Below are 18,524 nucleotides of genomic sequence, written 5' to 3'. Positions count from 1 at the left end.
CATGACCGCCGCAATCGACGTCGCCCCCGTCTCGTTGGACGGCGCCGACACGGACCCGGTGATCCGCCAGGTCGTACGCAGCCGCCTCGTCGCCATCACCGACCAGATGCGGCTCGCGCTGCAGTCGGTCAGCGGCAGCCCGACGGTGACCGAGGCGAGCGACTTCTTCACCGGCATCTACCTGCCGGACGGCGAGTTCGTCACGATGGGGCATCAGGTGACCTTCGAGGCGCCCCCCGTGGGATCGCTGATCCGGCATCTGCTGGGCAACGGCACCAGGCTCAAGGACGGCGACCGGATCATCGGCAACGACCCGTTCATCGGCGCACTGCACCAGAACGACGTTCAGATGTGCGCACCACTGATCGTGGACGGCGAACTTCTCGGGTGGGCAGGCGTGATGGCGCACGAGACCGATGTCGGCGGCATGGACTTCGCCTCGTGGTCGCCCAAGGCCACCGAGGTGTGGCAGGAGGGTCTGCGCATCCCGGCCGTCAAGTTGGTGGACGGCGGTGAACTGCGGGAGGACGTACTCGCGATGATCCTCACCGCGTCGCGCCTTCCAGACCAGCTGGGCCTCGACATCCGGGCCTTCATCGCCACCCTGAACGTCGCAGGCGAGCGGCTCACCGAACTCTCCCACCGGTACGGCAAGTCCACCGTGCTCTCGGTGATGCACACGATGGTCGACGATGCCGAGACACTTCTGCGCGCGCGCCTGCGCGAACTGCCGGACGGAGTCGTGCACACACGCGACTTCCTCGAGCACGACGGCAAGCAGAACCTCCTCTTCACCATCGACTGTGTGCTGACCAAGCGCGGCGAGAGTCTGCACTTCGACTTCTCCGGTTCGTCGCCCCAGGCCAACGGCTTCGTGAACTCCTCACGCGCCGGCCTGGTCGGCGGCGTCGCGGGTGCGGTGATTCCTACCCTGGGCTTCGGCATCCCGTGGAACGAAGGGCTGTTGCGGCCGGTGGAGATCTCGGCGCCGGACGGGTTGGTGTGCACCGCAGTACCACCGGCACCGGTCGGTTCCGCCACCGTCGAGGCCGTCTGGACGGTCAGCAACGTCGTCTCCGCGGCACTGAACCGGTTGCTGCTCGCCTCGCCGAAGTACGCACACCGTGCCCAGGCCGTCAGCAGCGGCACGATGGCGACGTTCAACCTCTCCGGCCGCGATCGGCACGGAAAGGTGTTCGGCCTCCACCTGATGGACCCGCTGGCCGGGGGCTTCGGCGCCTTCGCCGACCACGACGGGCAGAACGCCGCCGGACCGATCAACGCCCCGTGTCCCTCGATCGCCGACGTGGAGGTCAACGAACAGAAGACCCCGCTCTTCTACCACTACCGGCGGATCGCCCACGGTACCGGTGGTGCCGGTCGCCGCCGTGGCGGTCTTGGGGCCGAGGTCGGCCTCACCGTTTCCGTGCCGGAGGCCGAGGCGCTGGTGATGACGCATGGCGCCGAGGTGCCGAACTCCGTCGGCCTCGGCGGTGGCCTGCCCGGCGCCATGATCAGCCAGCGCTTCCGGGCGGGCGCGGGACAGCCCCGGGACCTCGGGCCAAAGCCCGGCTCCTTCCCGATCACCCCGGCGGACCTGTTCGAGGTGACCTGGCAGGGCGGCGGCGGCATCGGCGACCCACTCGACCGCGACCCCGCCGACGTCCTGGGCGACATCCGCTACGGCCTGGTCACACAGGAGGAGGCCCGGGCGACCTACGGCGTGGTGCTCTCGGAAAACGGCGGGTCTGTCGACACGGCCGCCACCTCCGCCGCTCGCCGGGAACAGCGCGCTGCCCGGCTAGGCATCGAGCCGGCTGCCGTCGCGGACCCGGTGACGGTCACCGAGGCGGTTCCCAACGACGCGGTACGGCTGGGCGACCGGCTCCTCCTCGTCCGCGACGCGGCCACCGGACAGTTCCAGGTGCGCACCCCCGAGGGCGTCGTGCTCTCCTCCGGCTCCACCCGGTGGCGGGAAGGAGCCCATAGGTTCAACCTGACGCTGCCACCGTCCGTCGGCACGACCCTCCACACTGATCTGACCGTCACCGGCTGGGCCTGTCCGAGGACCGGTGCTCTGCTCGCGGTCGACGTGCACCTGCTTGACCAGGAGCCGTTCCACGATGTCGAACTCGACCTCGCCTTTCTCGAACATGTCGGCACAACGGCGGGAGACACCCGATGAGCCGCAAGATCATCCTGACCATCGCCCCGACCGGCGGCATGGCCACCAAGGAGCAGAGTCCGCACCTGCCCGTCACCCCGCAGGAGATCGCCGACGACGTGGCCCGCTGCTGGGAGGCCGGCGCCAGTGTCGTGGCCGTCCACGCCCGCCGCGAGGACGGTCTGGCCACCTGCGATCCCGAGGTCTACTCCGAGATCAACTCGCTGATCCGGGCCCGCACCGACATCGTCATCAACAACTCCACCGGCGGCGGCATCCACGGCGACATGCCGGTTCAACTCAACGACGAGCTCTGGGAATTGGACTGGCACCAACGGATCAAGGGCATCGAGGGCGTGGGCTGCGAGATGGCCACCCTCGACTCACACACGATCACGGTCAGCACCGCCGAACGGGAGTACCTCGTCACCACGACGCCGAAGCGCACCCGCTGGCTGCTGGAGGAGATGACCAAGCGCAGCATCAAGCCGGAATGGGAGGTCTTCAACCTCGGGCACATCCTGTCCGACTTCACCACCCTGACCGCAACGGGCCTGGATTCGCAGCCGTACTACTGCAACATCGTGCTCGGCGGCCACCGAGGCTTCCAGGGCGCCCTGCCGTACACCCCCAAGATCCTCCAGCTGCTCGTGGAGCACCTTCCCGAGGGAACGGTGTGGGGGGTATCGGGCATCGGGCCGACGCAGCTTCCGGCGACGACCCACGGTCTGCTCCTCGGTGGACACATGCGGGTCGGCCTCGAGGACAACCTCTACTACTCGCGCGGCCGACTCGCGACCAACCTGGAGCTCGCCGAGCGCGCAGTGCGCATCATCCACGAACTCGGCTACGAGATCGCCACGCCTGGCGAGGCGCGCGAGATGCTCGGCCTCAAGCAGCTCGACGAGGTGCCGGCGTGAGCGTCCACAGCACGTCCGGCGTCGTCGCCTGGTCCGACACCGACGCCTCCGGCCGGTTCCACCACACCGCCGGGTACCGGTGAGCGGAGAACACCGAGCACGCGTTCTACCGTTCGGTGCTTCCGGACATCGACATCGGCAGGCTCCCCCGTCGTTCGACGGCTGCCTCGATCCGCTCCTGGGATCACGCATGCGCAGGGGCGGCCTCATGATCTCGGAACTGAAGGGCGGGGCTTTGGCTCGTACCGGCGCCGGGATACCGGAGGGCGCTGAAGGATTCGGCCGCGGATCGGCCGACAGCACGGAACGGGCCCGGCACCCGGCATCCCCTCCACCGTGGCAATTCCGTGTCGGTCAGGTTTCGTTGCAGGATGTGGACAGGTCCCTCCCGGACGGGATAGCGGCTGCGGTGGTGCGGTTCTAGTTTCGCCGGATCACCCACACGTTCCGGAGGGAGACATGAGCGCGAAAGACAGACGGCCCCTGTCGGTCCTCGTGGTCGGCGGCGGCATCGGAGGGCTGGCCGCCGCCATCGCGCTGGCCGGACGAGGTGACGAGGTCGAGGTCGCCGAGTTGCAGCCCGACTGGTCGGTCGCGGGATGGGGGCTGCTCCTGACCGGTCCAGCGCTGCGCGCCCTGGACGCCGTCAGGCTCACCGATGCATGTGCGGCCGAGGGGTACGCGCTGCCCTGCGAAGTCATGAACTGTGACTCCTCGGCCGAGCTCAAGACCACGCTCAAGGTGCCGTCCGTGCTCGAAGAGGGGCGTCCCGTGCAGGTCGGGCTCCGCCGGCCCGTCCTGCTCCGCATCCTGAGGGACAAGGCTGAGGTGCGTGGTGTGCGGCTGCGGATCGGCCTCACCGTCGACACCCTGGTGCAGGACCTGCAGGGGGTCACAGCGCACCTCAGTGACGGTGCGGAGCGGCGCTTCGATCTCGTGATCGGGGCCGACGGCATCCGTTCCGCCGTCCGGGGTCTGCTGGAACGGTCCGGGAAGCCCGAGTACACCGGTCAGATGGTGTGGCGGGCGCTCGTCCCGCGGCTGGACTGGGTTACTACGGCCCACACCTTCACCGGGTCGAAACACGGCTCCGGTGTGATCCCCATCAGTGACACCACGGCCTACGTGTTCCTCACCGAGAACACCACCGAGCCCGTGATGTACCCCCAGAGTGAACTGGCGGGCCGCGTGCGGGAGTTGATGGCGGACCTCTCCGGACGGGCGGCCGAACTGCGCGACACCGTCACCGATCCGCAGAACGTGGTGCGCCGCCGGGTGGAGACCTGTCTCGTCGACGGAGACTGGCACGCCCACCGAGTGGTCCTGATCGGAGACGCCGCCCACGCGCCGTCGCCTCAGATGACCAGCGGCGCGGCCCTGGCCATCGAAGACGGCGTCGCCCTCGCCGAGAAGCTGGACCGGAACGCCACCGTCGACGAAGCGCTCAGAGCCTTCAGCGACCGGCGCGTCGAGCGCGGCCGGCAGCTTGCGAACATATCCGTAAAAATCGCTGAACTGTCCGTTGCGGGGCGTCTCCTGGACTCGGTCCAGCTCCAGCGCGACGGCCATGCAGCCATGGCTAGGAGGCCGTGACCGTGAGTGCCGACCTGATCCGTACGCTCCCCGACGCGCAGCAATGGCTGCGTGAGGGCCTTGATCTCAAGCGCCACCCGCTCCACGAGATCGACGCCGTCACTGCCGCACGCGCCATCGACACGCTGCCGGGAACCGATCCGGACAAGTGGGGTCCCCACTGGACCGGGTTCGCCGCGGAGTTCGCCGAACGGGCGGAGGTCCTGGAGAAGGACGGTGAGACGGCCGCCGCCCGCGAGGCGTGGTGGCAGGCGTACCTGTTCGCCTTCCTGGGCCGCTACCCGGTTCCGAACCACCCCGCGAAGCTGGCCGCCTACGACCTGGCGCGCGGCTACTTCGCCCGCGCCACCTCCCTGGACGAGACGCGGGTCGAACGGGTCACGGTGCCGTTCGCCGGGCGCGAGGGCGAAGGCGGCAGCGTCACCTTCCATGTGGCCCGCCCGCGCGGCGTCGAGCGCCCGCCGGTGGTCCTGATGTGGGCCGGTATCGACACCTGGAAGGAGGAGACCTACAAGACCGGCGGAATGCTGCGCGAGGCGGGGTTCGCCACCGTCCATATGGACATGCCCGGCGTAGGGCAGTCTCCGGTTCTCGCCGGCACGGACGCCGAACGTCAGTGGGATCCAGTCTTCGAGTGGCTCGCGGACAGCGATCTGGACGCCTCCCGGTGTGCCGTACTCGGTCTGTCCTTCGGCGGGTACTGGGCGATGAAGCTCGCGCACACCCATCGCGAGCGCCTGGCCGCCGCGGTCAACTGGGGTGGCGGGGTGCACATCACCTTCCAGCCCGAGTGGCAGGAGAAGTCCCGCAACGCCTCCTCGTACCTGATGGACCTGATGGCCGCCCGCGCCCGCATCTTCGGAGGCAGCACCTTCGAGGACTACATAGCCCGCTGCCCCGAGCTGTCGCTGCTCGACCAGGGCGTCCTGGACCGCCCCTCTGCACCTCTGCTACTCGTCAACGGCGTCGACGACCTGCAGAACAGCTCCGAGGACACCCACCTCAGCCTGCGTTACGGCGATCCGAAGGCCGCGCGCCTGTTCCCCGGCGGGCACATGGGCACCGGCCCCGTCCTGCCGACCATCGTGAACTGGCTCACCACCCGACTGACCGAGGGAGCATCCCGATGAGCACGAAGCACCTGATCACTCACCTGCGGCACATCGACATCGCAATGCCCGACTACGACAAGCAGCACGAGTTCTACACCGGCCACTGGGGGCTCACCGAGACACACTCCGACGGCAACGTGGCCTTTCTTGCCGCCGAAGGTTCCCCGGAGCAGTACATCGTGCGGCTGCGCCGGGACGCGCAGAAGCGGATGGACCTGGTCGCCTTCGGCGCGGCCACTCCCGCGAACGTCGACACCCTCACCGAGCGTCTGATCGCCCTCAACGTCAAGCTGGCCCACGAACCACGTGCCCTCGACACTCCTGGCGGCGGCTACGGCGTGCGGTTCTTCGACAACGACGGACGCGTCGTCGAGGTCTCCGCCAACGTGACTCCCCGCAAACACCGCAGGATCGAGGAGCGTGAGTCCATCCCGGTGCGCCTGTCGCACGTCGTGGTGAACTCGCCCTCGCCGGAGCAGACCGTCGAGTGGTACGTCAAGCACCTCGACTTCCGGCTCTCCGACACCCTGACCCTCGGGGAACGCAGCTTCATGTGGTTCCTGCGCTGCAACAACCAGCACCACAGCTTCGCGATCGCCCGCGGCCCCCATGTCGCACTTCACCACGCCTCGTTCGAGATGCGAGGCATCGACGAGTACATGCGCGGCACCGGGCGGATGCTGCGTGCGAACGTCGAGAAGATCTGGGGGCCCGGCCGCCACTACGCCGGCGACAACACCTACAGCTACTTCCTCGACCCGGTCGGCAACACCGTGGAGTACACCACCGAACTCGAAGTGATCGACGAGGACACCTGGCACCCCCACATCTACAACGGCCTGGAAGACCCGCACATCATCGACCAGTGGGGAACCGCCAACGCGATGAACGAGTTCGTCGCGGCGAAGTCCTTCAACGACGTGGACCCCGGCCTGTTCGTCGCACCGCCTGTGTGACCCCGTGCTCCGAGGCCTACGGCTTCTGTGCCGACCGACGCAGAACCGCCGCCCTCCGCCTGTCGGCAGACCGAGTGGCACCTCTTACTCGACCGCTATCTCAAGAGCAGGAGACGGCACGGACGGATGAGCCGACCGTACAGGCGACCGTGCGCAGCATCCACGACAGTGTCACGCGTTTGGTCACCTCCGAGGCGTGGCCCTTGCCAAACACCGCGGAGTACCGCCTCCACCGACCAGACGTCGCTGTCCCCGGAACCGCCGCAGACCTCCACTGAACGCCCCTACCCGGCGAAGGAGGGCCAGGTCGTTTTCAGTACCGGCTCCTTGACCGAAGCCCTGACCTTCGCCGGTCCCGTCGCCCTCAAGCTCCGGCTGGCAAGCTCCACAGCCGACGCCGACGTGTCGCGACACTCCAGGCCTTCCGCCCCGACGGAGTGAACCGCTGACTCCCGACGAGCCCTATGACCTCGTTGTGGAAATCTGGCCACAGCGAGGCACCCATCACCTGGACCTTCATCACCCTCATGGTCCGCCGCCTCACCCTCCCTCCCCGGCCACCACGCATGTCACCACACCCGTCGAACCGGTGAAACGGTCAGCAAGCCCAAGGGCATACGCATCCGAACACAGCCACACAGCACCATCCGCCTCGACCCCGCCGCCTTGTCCTGGAGGCCGAGCCGGCACCGTGGTGCCGCCTCGGCCGACCAACCGAGGCCGGTCGTGGTTGCCGTCGCCAAAGGCCACGGTGCATGCCGTCAGGACGACCGGTGCTGCTCGGTGATCGCCGCGGCGATGGCCTCGGCGGGGGTGGTGGTCGGGCGGCCGAGGAGGCGGCGGAGATCGCCGGTGTCGGCGAACAGTTCGCCCCGGGCCAGGCCGAGGTCGGAGTCGGCGAGCACATGGGCGAGGGGTTCCGGCACCCCCGCCCCGGCCAGGAGCCGGGTGTACTCGTCGGCGGGCAGGTTGTTGTAGACGACGGCCTGGCCGGTGGCCTCGGATACCTGCGCCGCCAGCTCGGCGAGGGTGAACGCCTCGTCGCCGCCGAGTTCGTAGACGGCTCCGAGGTGCCCGTCGGTGCTCAGGACGGCCGCGGCGGCCTCGGCGTAGTCGGCGATCGTCGCGGCGCTGACCCGGCCCTGTGCGGCGGCACCGGCGATGCTTCCGTGCTGCTGGTACACGGCCAGCTGGGACGTGTAGTTCTCCAGGTACCAGCCGTTGCGCAGGATCGTGAACGCCAGGCCGCTGTCCCGCAGGTACCTTTCGGTCTCCCGGTGCGCCTCGGCGAGGATCATCCGCGCAGACTCAGCGTTGGCGGTGCTGGTGTACACGACGTGGGACACGCCCGCCGCCCGGGCGGCGTCGATGGCGCGGCGATGGTTGTCGATGCGCTCGCTGGGCGTCGTGGTGGAGACGAGCAGCAGCTTCTGTGTGCCGTCGAAGGCCGCCGCAAGGCTGTCGGCGTCGGAGAAGTCGGCGCGGCGTAGGGTGACACCGCGGTCGGCGAGGTCCTTGATCTTGTCGAGGTCGCGGCCGGTGGCGACGATCTGCGCCGCGGGCACACCCCGGCGCAGCAGGGTTTCGACGGCGTGGCGGCCGAGGCGGCCAGTGGCTCCGGTCACGGTGATGGACACGAGGGGTCTCCTTCGGGCTTGGTGGATCTGTCCACCAGTAGACCTATCCGTACTCTCTCTTGGGAAGTAGCCACTTTTTAGTAAGCTACTTCCCATGAAGGAAGCCTGGGATCCGTACGAGCGGGGATGTCCGTCGCGCGAGCTGCTCAACCGCATCGGCGACAAGTGGACGGTGCTGGTGCTGGGGGAACTGGCCGACGGCCGGGCCCGGCGCTTCTCGGCACTGCGCGCCCGGCTGTCCGGGGTGAGCGAGAAGATGCTCACTCAGACGCTGCGCCATCTTGAGCGCGACGGCCTGGTGACACGCACCCTCTACGCCACGGTGCCGCCCCGGGTCGAGTACCAGCTCACCGCCCTCGGCCAGACCTTGAGCGAACCCCTCAGCGCGCTACGGAAGTGGTCCGTCGACCACATGGTCGAAGTCGAGGCCGCACGTACCGCCTACGACGCGCCCTCGGCGAACGCCGGCACAGCCGACTGACGGCCGTACCGGATCAGCCAGCCGATCACAGCACCCGCACACACGGAACGCATCTCGGCGGGCCACCGGAGTGACATGACTTCACGCTGACATTGATCATGCACAAGCGGGCGCAGTGGCTCCGGCCGACCGGGCACCTCCAAGCCGTGGCCTCCGCTTTCAGGGCGGTCGCCCGGATGGAAGACTGCCTGGCGAACTGGCGCGTCGGCCCCAGCCGTGGGAAGCCGTCGGGCGTGGAAGGATCGGGCGCCGCACCGGTGTCGTCATCGTGCAGCCAGCCGGCGAAGGCCCGCCCACCGCTATCCGGGGGTGGTCGCCCGCCATGCCCTCCGCGCGCACGACGACGTGCTCGAGGCGGCCCCACTCCAAGCTGTGACGAAGGTCGACAGGGCCGAGCCGCGGGGCGGCCGGGATAGCGAAGGTCCCGCAGTGTCATCGCGGCCCGAAGCGTCTTCCACAGCTCGACCTGGATGCCCAGCACGAACAGAACGCGGTCATCGGCTGCACGCCCCGTTCCAGAGCTGATGGGCGACCTGATCGGAGGGGCGTGACAACCACGAAGCTCCACGCGGTCTCGCCACCGATGTCCTCGACGATGCGCAGCGCCGTGCGGTCATTGCCGCGGCGATGGCGTCGAACCAGTTCAGGGCCCCGTTGAAGCGCAGTAAGCAGGGCCACGAGAAGGCTTCGTACGCCCTGGTGCAGGCCCTGGCGGCACTGAAGGGGGACGTGTCGTGCCCTGCGGAAGATCTCCGTCGCCGTCATCTCTTCGTGCCGGGCATCGCCATCCTGGATTGCCCGGAGGAGGCGGCCTCCTCCCCCGCCGAGGCCGCGCCGGTCCGTTCGGCCACTTCTGTCAGCGCGGTTTCCCATGGCAGTCGCTAGGGAGCCCGCCACACCGTGGGGACGTCACCGGGCTGTCGGGGCCGGTCGGCTCAGACGTCCAGATCCACCGCCTTGGCGGTGAGGTGCGTGATCAGCCCCTCCGCATTGACGGTAGCGTGCTCGATTCCGCTCCTCGCCACCAGCTGACCGTCGGGTGTACGTCCCGCTGCGAGGAAGTGGACTTCGAGCCTTCCGTCGTCAAGCAGCGTGGTGTTCCAGAAATGCCTGCCGTCGCCCGCGCTCTCGTAGAAGCGCCGGTAGAAATCCTTGATGGCGGCCAGGCCGGCCACCGGTTCGAAGTCTTCGAGCTGCACGACGACGTCCGGAGCGAAGACCGATCCAAGCTCCTCAAGTACGGCGGGCTCATGTACCGCACGATCGATGAGCGCGATGTAGCGGTCCACCACCGTCTCCATTGGCTGGCTCATCAGATTGCCTCCGTAATTTCTTGGTACCGCCGGATGGGCCCCGGCTGTCCATCCCTCTTGGTTTCTTGACTGGTTCTGATCTGAGCGATCGCTGCCTGGCGTCGGCCACGCGGCAACCGCAGGGCTTCGGCAAGTCATCCGGACCGTCAGATCCAGCTGCTCGAGGTCCCTTTCGGGTCGAGTACGGACGTGATCACCCCATTGGCGTCGACGGTCTCGTGCTCGATTCCGCCAAGGCGTCGGTCGACGCCACGCCGCACCAGGTCGCGGCGGCACCCGAGCGTGCCGCCACCGAGACCGCCCCGGGCGCACTGCATGTCACCGCGCACCCGGAATTGCGGCAGCTTCCCGGGTCGGTCACCCCCGCCGGGCCACTCTGTTCCCGCAGCCCCGTAACAGCCTGCTCCGCCGAGGGCCGCCGGCTCGCGCACTGGCGGTCAGGGTGCGGCGATGTCGATGGACTTCTCCTTGAACTTGCCGGCGAGCAGGGACAGCATCGCTCGCTTGCTGACCGGATTGCTGGTCAGCCTCTGCATGACACTGCGCATGGCGATGTCCCGGCGGGTCTGGGGGACGAACATCGCCCGGCCTTGTGTGCGGCCGGTCTTCTGCTGGATGGCCATGAAGGGCCGCAGCCGCTCTTCCCATTCGCGCAGCGCCCGTGAGGGGCTGTCGGGGTTGCGCTGCAGGCTGGTGCCGAGCAGGTCCGCACCCGCCAGGCCGCTGGAGGCGCCCATGCCGGAGTAGAGGGTCGGGCACCAAGCGGAGTCCCCGACGAGGACGACACGGTCGGTGTGCCAGGTGGGCATCTCGACCTGGTGGACGGAGTCGAAGAGGTAGTCGTCGGCCCGTTCGAACTGCGTCAGGAGGTTTTCCAGCACGGGGCCGGTGGGTTCGGGGCCGAAGGCCCGGCGCAGCGACTCGATGGGCGGGCGGCGGAACTCGGCGTCCTCGTCGTCGGTGCGGTAGCTGAACAGCACGCCCGGCTGGTGGCGGGCGAAGGGGAAGACCCAGACGGAGCGTCGCAGTTCCGCCAGGATGAGGCCGTCCTCGGGCCGGAAGCCGGGCACGGGCTCCTTGAGGATCGCGGCGCCGATGATGCTGTGGAGGGGCCGCAGGTACTGCGTGTCCGACCCGAAGGCCAGGCGGCGGACGGTGGAGCGCAGGCCGTCGGCGCCCACCACGAGGTCGAAGCGTTCCGTGGTCTCGGTGATGTCCTCGCCGGTGGTGGTGCGCAACGTGACGTCCACCCCGTCGGGGTGCTCGTCGAGGGCGGTGGGGGTGGTGCCGTAGCGGATCTCGGTCCTGGGTGCGGCCGTGTCGTAGAGGGCGGCCTCGATGTCGCCGCGGAGTATGAGGCGGGCACCCCCGGGCAGGTCGCTGTATCCAATGCCGGGCCGGCGGCGGCCTGCCCGGTTGATGGAATAGTTCTTGCTGGTGGGGTCACTGCGGTCGCCGATGGCGTCGAGGACGCCCAGGCGCTCCGCGCTCGCGCGACCGGTTCCGAAGAACGCGATGAAGTATCCGGCGGAACGACGGCTGGACGCCCGTTCGACGAGCAGGGGCTCCCAGCCGATCTCGTGCAGACGCATGGCCGTGGCCAGTCCTGCGATACCTGTGCCCACGATCAGAGCGCGCGGTTTGCTCATATCGATCCTTGTTTCCTTCGTCCGGGGGTGGCGCTCAGAGATCTCTCCGGGCACGACGACGGGAACTGGAGAATGCATCTCCGGTTACTGGTCCACCGTAGCACCAAAGCGGAGAAGGATTCTCCAGATGATGGGTACAGTGGGTCCATGAGCCGCTCCACCGCCCCCACCCCACCCCCTGAGCCGACCTCGGCCCGTCCCCTGCGGGCCGACGCGGAACGCAACCGGCGGCGCCTCATCGCCGCAGCCCAGGAGGTCTTCGCCGAGCGAGGGCTCGAGGTCACGCTCGACGACATCGCCCGTCACGCGGGCGTCGGCGTGGGCACCGCCTACCGCCGCTTCGCCAACCGCGAGGAACTCATCGAAGCCGTCTTCGAGGACGCGGTGCAGCGCATCGCCGCACGGGCCGAGGCGGCCCTCGCCCATGAAGACCCCTGGGACGGATTCGTCCAGTTCTTCCTGATCACCGCGCAGGACTTCGCCGCGGACCGCGGACTGAGGGAGGTCCTCCTGGAGGGCGCCCGCGGAAAGAACCACGCTGTCGCACGGGTACGCCTCGCCCCCACGGTCACCGCCGTCATGGTGCGCGCCCAGCAGGCCGGCCGGCTCCGCGACGACATCGAACCCACCGACTTCCCCCTCATCCAGCTCATGCTCGGAGCCGTCACCGAGCACAGCCGAACCGTCGCCCCCGAGTTGTGGAGGCGCTACCAGGTCCTCCTCCTGGACGGCCTGCGCCACGACCGCGACCGCCCGAGTCCCCTGCCCCACCGCGCGCTCGACGAGGACGAGTTCGAACAGACCATGACGTGACGTCATCCGGTGACGCGGATCGACCAGACAGACCGGCCATGTCGCCGCAGCGGCCGGAACGAGTGGCCGCTCGACACCCGCGGTCACACACCGACGCTCTCATCGAAGCCGGACACGACTCGGATCACCAAGAAGCAGCGTCGACGGCCCGCACTGAAGCAGGACCGGAACGAGCCGAGTAGATCTCGCTGTCAGCAGGCAGCTGGGGGCTTCGTCCAAGGCGGCGCCGGCCGCCGCAGGCCCAGAAGAAGCGGCTGTGGCCGGCGAAGTATCCATACTCGGCCCATCCGGCCAGGTCGGAGCGTTTGACGGCCTAGCGTGAGCGGCCGCACTCCAGTGGCGTGACAGAACCATTCAGCCTCGGAGGTGAGCCGGGCATGGCCTGCACCACGGCGAGCGTGACCGGTTCGGCATCGCTCTGCTGCCGCCCGACCCCACGGCCGGTCGTCAGGGTGCGAGATCCGGAGTAGATCCCACGAAGCGGCACGACAAGGGATTCTGGGGTGTTAACACGAGCCCGTCGAGGCAGGGCTCCGGTCACACACCCGGCATGGGATGCGGTGCTGCCTGAACGCCTGCGCGCCCGGGTTCTGCGGAGTTCTGCGTGAGCGGCAGGTCCTGCTCCGTCCAGATGCACTTGCCGTCGTCGAGATAGCGGGCGCCCCAGCGCCGGGAAAGAGCGGCGACGAGTTGCAGGCCGCGTCCTCCCTCGTCGGTGAAGCTCGCGTGACGGATACGGGGAGTGGTCAGGCTCCCGTCGTAGACCTCACAGGTCAGGGAGCGGCTGCGCAGCAGACGGAGGCGGATGGGCCCCTTGGCATGCCGGACGATGTTGCCGACCAGCTCGCTCACCAGCAGCTCGGTGGTGAGCACGAGATCATCGAGCCCCCACGCGTCTAGCTGAGCGCGAACATACTCCCGGGCCTGCCCGGCGGCCCGGGGATCGTTCGGGAGAGCGCAGGAGGCGACATCGCGGGCAGCGGCGCACCGGGTACGGACGATGAGCAGGCCGGCGTCATCAGTCGTCTGCTCGTGGTCGGGCAGCAGAGCCGACACGACCCTGTCGCACAACTCATCCAGCCGTCGGATGTCCTCGTCCTCATCGGTGGCCTTGAAGCAGGCGGTGTCCACCACGGCCCGGGAGAGGACCCCCCGCAGTTGAGCCAGTCCCTGGTCGACGTCCCGGGTTGCGGACTCGACGAGCCCGTCTGTGAACAGGACGAGAAGGCAGTCATCGGGCAGATGCAGTTGGTGAGTCTCGAAGGGCGGCGTGGCGGCGCCCAGTGGCGGGTCGGGGGCCACATCGGGACTGTGGACGGTGCCATCGGGGTGGACGACGAGCGGCGGCGGGTGACCTGCCAGGGAGTACGAGCAGGTGCGCGCCACAGGGTCGAAGACGGCGCACAGGCACGTGGCGTAGAAATCCTCGCCGAGGTCGGAGACCAGGTCGTTGAGGCGGCTGAACAGCTCGTCGGGCGGCATCTCCAGGTCGGCGAGCGTGCGTACGGCAGTGCGCAGTCGGCCCATGGTGGCCGCCTCGGTAATGCCGTGCCCCATGACGTCGCCGATCACCATGGCGACCCGGTCGGCCGACAGCGGAATCACGTCGTACCAGTCACCGCCCACCTCTTCACCGCGGCCCGCGGGCAGGTACCGGGCGGCGGCGCTGGCAGCGGGCAGGCGTGGCAGCGTCCTGGGAAGCAGGCCACGTTGCAATTCCTGGGCTCGGGCGTGCTCCACGTCGTACAGGCGGGCCCGCTCCAGCGACTGACCGACCAGACCGCTCAGCGCCGTGAGCAGGGCGCGCTCATCGTCGGTGAAGGGACGGGGCTCACTGAAGGACACCACACACATACCGATGGCGCGTCCGGATGCCAGCATGGGCAGAAACGCCCACGCTTCCTTCGGTGACGCCTCGTTCACATTGGTCAGCGTCGGATACCGCGCCGACAGCTCCGCTCTCGATCGGATGAACCCGGGAGCACGGGTGCGCATCACGTCCACGGCCGCCATATTGGCGGCGGGCGGGATCCCGTCGACTAGGTCGAGGAACTCCTGCGAATATCCGACAGCGCCGACGACCCGCAGGCGGCCGCCTTCCAGCAGCTGAAACACCACGCCGTCGGCGCCGAAGGGAGGCATGACGAACTCGGCGACGGCCTCCACGACGTCACGGGAAGTGACAGCCTCGGCGAGCGCGGCGGTCAGCTCACCCATGCGCACCGACCGCTTGATCGCGCCGACCGGGTCCGGACCGGCCGACCGACCGGGGCCGCCGCCCAGGCGGGCGCCGGCCCACGCCGCCAACGCGCGGAGCAGGGAGCGTTGCGCCTCATCCGGCTCGCCGGGCCCTGGCATGAGCACGGACAGCACACCGACCGGTCCATCGGCGCCGGGCAGGGGTACTGCGACCGTACCGCCCGCGCCGGTCCCCAGGCTGTCTCCGGCAACGCACACGAAACCACCACGGCGTAGGGCGTGCGCGGGCGCCACGTCCTGCTCGTCGGACAGATACACCCACTCACCCGCGCCTGCCCGGGCAAGCCCACTGGCCGCGACCAGGCGCAGCCGACCTGCGGCACGGTCGTGTCTGTGCACCAGGGCGCCCGAGCCACCCAAGCACGTCGTCGCCTGCCGGAGCACGAGTGCCAGCGTCTCCGTGCCCCACGCTCCCTCCCCCCAAGCGTCTTCGCCCGGGGTCGTCAGGGAACCGAACGGCAGCCGCTCAGGCCGCTCCGCGCCGCTCGAGTGCCCAGCCTTCTCAGCCGTCACCGCGCCTCCCGCTCACCCGCGCGCAGCGGAGGCGGTGGTGGAATCTCCCTCATGAAATTCGCACATATCATCAGATTAGACGCAAGGCCGTCACTGCAGCAGGCCTCGACCCTTGCCGGGGAGAGACAGCGGGAGCGGATCGCGTGCTGCCTCGCGTCACCGGTGAGACGCCCACCAGAACGGTGTGTGCGATAGAACGGCGTGTGCGAACAGCAGGGCCGCCAGCCGCGACTGTGACGGCTCCCCCGGTCCAGCCGACAACCGCGTCCTCTCCGGTACTAGGTCGACGACTGACCCGACACCCAATGAGAGGTCGGCCACAGAACCCACCTGAGGCGTTTACCCCCGGATACTGTTCAGCAGGCATAAATGCGGTTTCGTCCACTTAAAAGCTCCGAGCACCGGACACCGGAGGGGTCATCCATAACCCCCTCCGTGTCGGTTGCGGCATAGGGGCACAGGATCGGGTTACGGCGACGGATCAGCCCCACCCCCACCGCCCGCAACGAAGCGTGCAGCAACCACAGTCAGGCGCTCTCGATGTTCCGAGGCGATTGGGAGCCGTTGGAAGGCGAAAAGGTACGTGACCACCCAAATATCGGACGTGGGGAATCTGCCCGCTTCCCTGAGCACGTTTGTGGGCAGGCGCCGGGACATCGCCGAAGTGCGCCGCCGGCTGGGGACGACGCGGCTGCTGACGCTCACCGGTGCGGGCGGGGTGGGAAAGACACGGCTGGCGCTGGAGGTGGCCGCGTCGGTGGCGGACTTCGTGGACGGGGTGTGGCTCGTGGATCTGGCGGCGGTGCGGGACCCGTCGTCGGTGGCGAACGCCACGGCGACCGCGCTGGGAGTGCCGAACCTGGGCACCAGGCCAGTCATCGATCAGCTCGCCGCCTTTCTCGCCCACCGCGGTCCGCTGATCGTTCTGGACAACTGCGAGCACCTCGTCGACGCCTGCGCCGAGCTGGCCCAGGCGCTGCTGTCGGCCACCTCCGGGCTGCGCATGGTGACGACGAGCCGCCGGGCACTGGGGCTCTTCGGCGAGCAGGTCTTCGCCGTCCCTCCGCTGGCGCCGGACGACGCGGTGGAGTTGCTGCGGGACCGGGCCATCGCCGTGCGCCCGGAGTTTCAGGTCACCGACGGCAACCGCCGCCAGGTCTTGCGGTTGTGCGACGACCTGGACCGGTTGCCCCTGGCCATCGAACTGACCGCGTCCCGGCTGCGGACCCTCACCGTCGACGAGGCGGTGAACCGGCTGGAGGACCGCTTCGGGCTGCTCACGAGCGGCAACCGGCTCGCCCGGCCGCACCAGCGGACGCTACGCGCACTGATCGACTGGAGCCACGAGCTGTGCACCCCCGCCGAGCGGCTGCTGTGGAACAGGCTGTCGGTCTTCGTCGGCGACTTCGGCCTGGACGCGGCCGAGGGTGTGTGCGCGGGTGACGGCATCGGCCGGGACGAGGTACTCGATCTCCTCGACCGGCTGGTCGTGCAGTCCGTCGTCCTGCCCACCGAGCGCGAGGGGCTGCCCCGCTACCGACTACTGGAGACCATCCGCCAGTACGGGCGTGAACGGCTCGCCGAGTGCGGCGAGGAGGAGTGGATGCTGCGACGGCACCACGATTTCTATCTGGCCCTCGCCGAGCGCATCGCCGACGACGGGTACGGCCCCGGCCATCGGCAGACCCTGACGCGGCTGCGTGCCGAGTACGCCAATCTGCGCGCGGCGCTGGACCATGAAGACGGCCCGCAGACCTCCCTGACACCGGCCACCCCGCCGCGCTTCCACTACGGCGAGGGCGGCCGCCCCGGTGAGGAACGCCGCCGACCGGAGGCGCCGCTCGCCAGCGCGACCGAACCCACGCCGGGCCGGGCCACGGGGCTGTGGGTCGCCGCCTGGGTGGCGGTGCTGCAGGGCGAGCACACCATTGCGTACCGGTGGCTGGACGAGGCCGCGAAGCTGGGCGAGCTGCTGGGTGACAAAGTGGTGGGCGCCCGGGATCGGAGCCTGCGTGGCATGTTGGCCTTGTTCGGCGGTCGGCCGGCGGAGGCCGTGTCCCTGCTGGAGGAAGCGGCGGCCGCCCTCTTGGAGATTGGCGAGAAGTTCGAGTCGGCCTTCGCGCTGACTCAGATGGCTCTCGCTCAGTCCCATCTCGGGGATCCGCGCTCCACCGAAACCTGCAGGCAGGCGGTCGCCCTCGCCGAGGCGCATGGCGAGCGGTCGCTCCTCGCGCACGCGCGGTGGACGCTCGGCTACGACGCCTGGAGGCGCGGCGAGCTGACAGAGGCCACGGTCATGATCCGGGCCGCGCTGGAGAACGAGTGGGGCTTCGACGACTGCGCCAGGGTGGCGCTGATGCTGGAGCATCTCGCCTGGGTCACCGCCGCGGGCAGCGACCACCGGCAGGCGGGGCGGCTGCTGAGTGCGGCGCGCGCCCTGTGGCGGGACGCCGACACCTCCATCGCGACGTTCGGTCCGCACATGGCGGAGCAGCACACCCAGTGTGAGGAAGAGATCGTACGAGCCCTGGGTCCGGCGGGGTACGAGAAGGTTCTCGCGGAAGGCGGCGACCATCACGGCCCCGCAGAGGCCATCGCCTACGCCCTGCGCACCCCATCCGAATCCGAGCCGACCGCCACCGACCCCGCGCCGAGCCCGCTGACCCCCCGGGAGCAGAAAGTGGCCGCGCTGGTGGCCCAGGGCATGAGCAACCGGCAGATCGCCTCCGCGCTCGGACGCTCCCCACGCACGATCGACGGCCACGTCGAGAACATCCTGGCCAAGCTCGGCTTCGGCTCCCGCGCCCGGATCGCGTCCTGGTGGACAGCGAACCAGGCACCCAGCCTCTAGCCTCGCCGTTTCGGTTGGGCTGATGCGACGTAGTTGATCGTCAGCTGTCAGGTGGGCGAGGTGTTTCCGCTGTTTTGGCATGGTGGAGTCCGGCGCGGTGGTCGGGTTCTCCCAGGTCCTTCGGGTTGTGGGCGGGCAGGGGGTCGTCGGTCAGCCGGCGGGACGGGGCAGTGCGGCGAGGCGGTGGAAGGCTGTGGCGAGTTCGTGTCTCCAGGGCCAGGGGGTTTCGGCGGTCCGGGAGCCGCGTACCTGCCGCGGCGGCA

General features: G+C 69.1%; 14 protein-coding genes and 1 pseudogene. 10 read left to right on the top strand and 5 right to left on the bottom strand.

Going from position 1 to position 18,524, the window contains the following annotated elements:
• The first annotated feature begins 1 nt into the window (after position 1).
• The 6 genes from OG252_RS44955 (at position 2) to OG252_RS52470 (ending at position 7,186) form a co-directional block, all read left to right on the top strand.
• Positions 2-2,185, top strand: a complete 2,184-nt coding sequence (locus OG252_RS44955) for a hydantoinase B/oxoprolinase family protein (RefSeq protein ID WP_329343558.1) — start codon at positions 2-4, stop codon at positions 2,183-2,185.
• Positions 2,182-3,084, top strand: coding sequence for a 3-keto-5-aminohexanoate cleavage protein (locus OG252_RS44950; RefSeq protein WP_329343556.1), 903 nt, complete (start codon positions 2,182-2,184; stop codon positions 3,082-3,084). Before OG252_RS44955 ends, OG252_RS44950 begins: the two co-directional genes overlap by 4 nt.
• Before the next feature lie 459 nt (positions 3,085-3,543).
• On the top strand, positions 3,544-4,677 hold the full coding sequence (locus OG252_RS44945; protein ID WP_329343554.1) for an FAD-dependent monooxygenase: 1,134 nt from the start codon (positions 3,544-3,546) through the stop codon (positions 4,675-4,677).
• A 2-nt stretch (positions 4,678-4,679) separates the two neighbouring features.
• Positions 4,680-5,807: an alpha/beta hydrolase family protein gene (locus tag OG252_RS44940; protein ID WP_329343552.1), complete on the top strand. Its 1,128-nt coding sequence runs from the start codon at positions 4,680-4,682 to the stop codon at positions 5,805-5,807.
• Positions 5,804-6,745, top strand: coding sequence for a VOC family protein (locus OG252_RS44935; protein ID WP_329343550.1), 942 nt, complete (start codon positions 5,804-5,806; stop codon positions 6,743-6,745). Before OG252_RS44940 ends, OG252_RS44935 begins: the two co-directional genes overlap by 4 nt.
• Positions 6,746-6,871: 126 nt before the next feature.
• Positions 6,872-7,186, top strand: coding sequence for a CocE/NonD family hydrolase C-terminal non-catalytic domain-containing protein (locus OG252_RS52470; RefSeq protein WP_443068516.1), 315 nt, complete (start codon positions 6,872-6,874; stop codon positions 7,184-7,186).
• Between the two features lie 320 nt (positions 7,187-7,506).
• On the opposite strand, the gene OG252_RS44930 is transcribed toward OG252_RS52470, so the two are convergent.
• On the bottom strand, positions 7,507-8,382 hold the full coding sequence (locus tag OG252_RS44930) for an SDR family oxidoreductase (RefSeq protein WP_329343549.1): 876 nt from the start codon (positions 8,380-8,382) through the stop codon (positions 7,507-7,509).
• Positions 8,383-8,476: 94 nt separating this feature from the next.
• Between OG252_RS44930 and OG252_RS44925 the strand changes: the two genes are divergently transcribed.
• Positions 8,477-8,863: a winged helix-turn-helix transcriptional regulator gene (locus OG252_RS44925; protein WP_329343547.1), complete on the top strand. Its 387-nt coding sequence runs from the start codon at positions 8,477-8,479 to the stop codon at positions 8,861-8,863.
• A gap of 627 nt (positions 8,864-9,490) precedes the next feature.
• On the top strand, positions 9,491-9,748 hold the full coding sequence (locus tag OG252_RS44920; RefSeq protein ID WP_329343545.1) for a hypothetical protein: 258 nt from the start codon (positions 9,491-9,493) through the stop codon (positions 9,746-9,748).
• A 50-nt stretch (positions 9,749-9,798) separates the two neighbouring features.
• Here OG252_RS44920 and OG252_RS44915 read toward each other — a convergent pair whose 3' ends face one another.
• Positions 9,799-10,176, bottom strand: a complete 378-nt coding sequence (locus OG252_RS44915) for a nuclear transport factor 2 family protein (RefSeq protein WP_329343543.1) — start codon at positions 10,174-10,176, stop codon at positions 9,799-9,801.
• Between the two features lie 437 nt (positions 10,177-10,613).
• The gene (locus OG252_RS44910) at positions 10,614-11,825 is read right to left on the bottom strand and encodes an FAD-dependent monooxygenase (RefSeq protein ID WP_329343541.1); all 1,212 of its coding nucleotides are present in this window, start codon (positions 11,823-11,825) and stop codon (positions 10,614-10,616) included.
• A 147-nt stretch (positions 11,826-11,972) separates the two neighbouring features.
• On the opposite strand from OG252_RS44910, the gene OG252_RS44905 reads away from it, so the two are divergent.
• The gene (locus OG252_RS44905) at positions 11,973-12,638 is read left to right on the top strand and encodes a TetR/AcrR family transcriptional regulator (protein WP_329343540.1); all 666 of its coding nucleotides are present in this window, start codon (positions 11,973-11,975) and stop codon (positions 12,636-12,638) included.
• 241 nt (positions 12,639-12,879) lie between these two features.
• On the opposite strand, the pseudogene OG252_RS52465 reads toward OG252_RS44905, so the two are convergent.
• Together OG252_RS52465 and OG252_RS44900 are read right to left on the bottom strand one after the other, a co-directional pair.
• Positions 12,880-12,981 (bottom strand): annotated as a pseudogene (locus OG252_RS52465) (IS982 family transposase); the annotation flags it as partial.
• Between the two features lie 194 nt (positions 12,982-13,175).
• Positions 13,176-15,236, bottom strand: a complete 2,061-nt coding sequence (locus OG252_RS44900; protein WP_329343537.1) for a SpoIIE family protein phosphatase — start codon at positions 15,234-15,236, stop codon at positions 13,176-13,178.
• Positions 15,237-15,993: 757 nt separating this feature from the next.
• Between OG252_RS44900 and OG252_RS44895 the strand changes: the two genes are divergently transcribed.
• A complete protein-coding gene (locus tag OG252_RS44895) occupies positions 15,994-18,261 on the top strand; it encodes an ATP-binding protein (RefSeq protein ID WP_329343535.1) in 2,268 nt (755 codons plus the stop codon).
• The last annotated feature ends 263 nt before the right edge of the window (positions 18,262-18,524 follow it).

Origin of the sequence: Streptomyces sp. NBC_01352, assembly GCF_036237295.1 — a bacterium.
Taxonomy (GTDB): domain Bacteria; phylum Actinomycetota; class Actinomycetes; order Streptomycetales; family Streptomycetaceae; genus Streptomyces; species Streptomyces plumbiresistens.
Note: the sequence above shows the minus strand (reverse complement) of the source record. Positions and strands in the feature narration are given on the sequence as shown.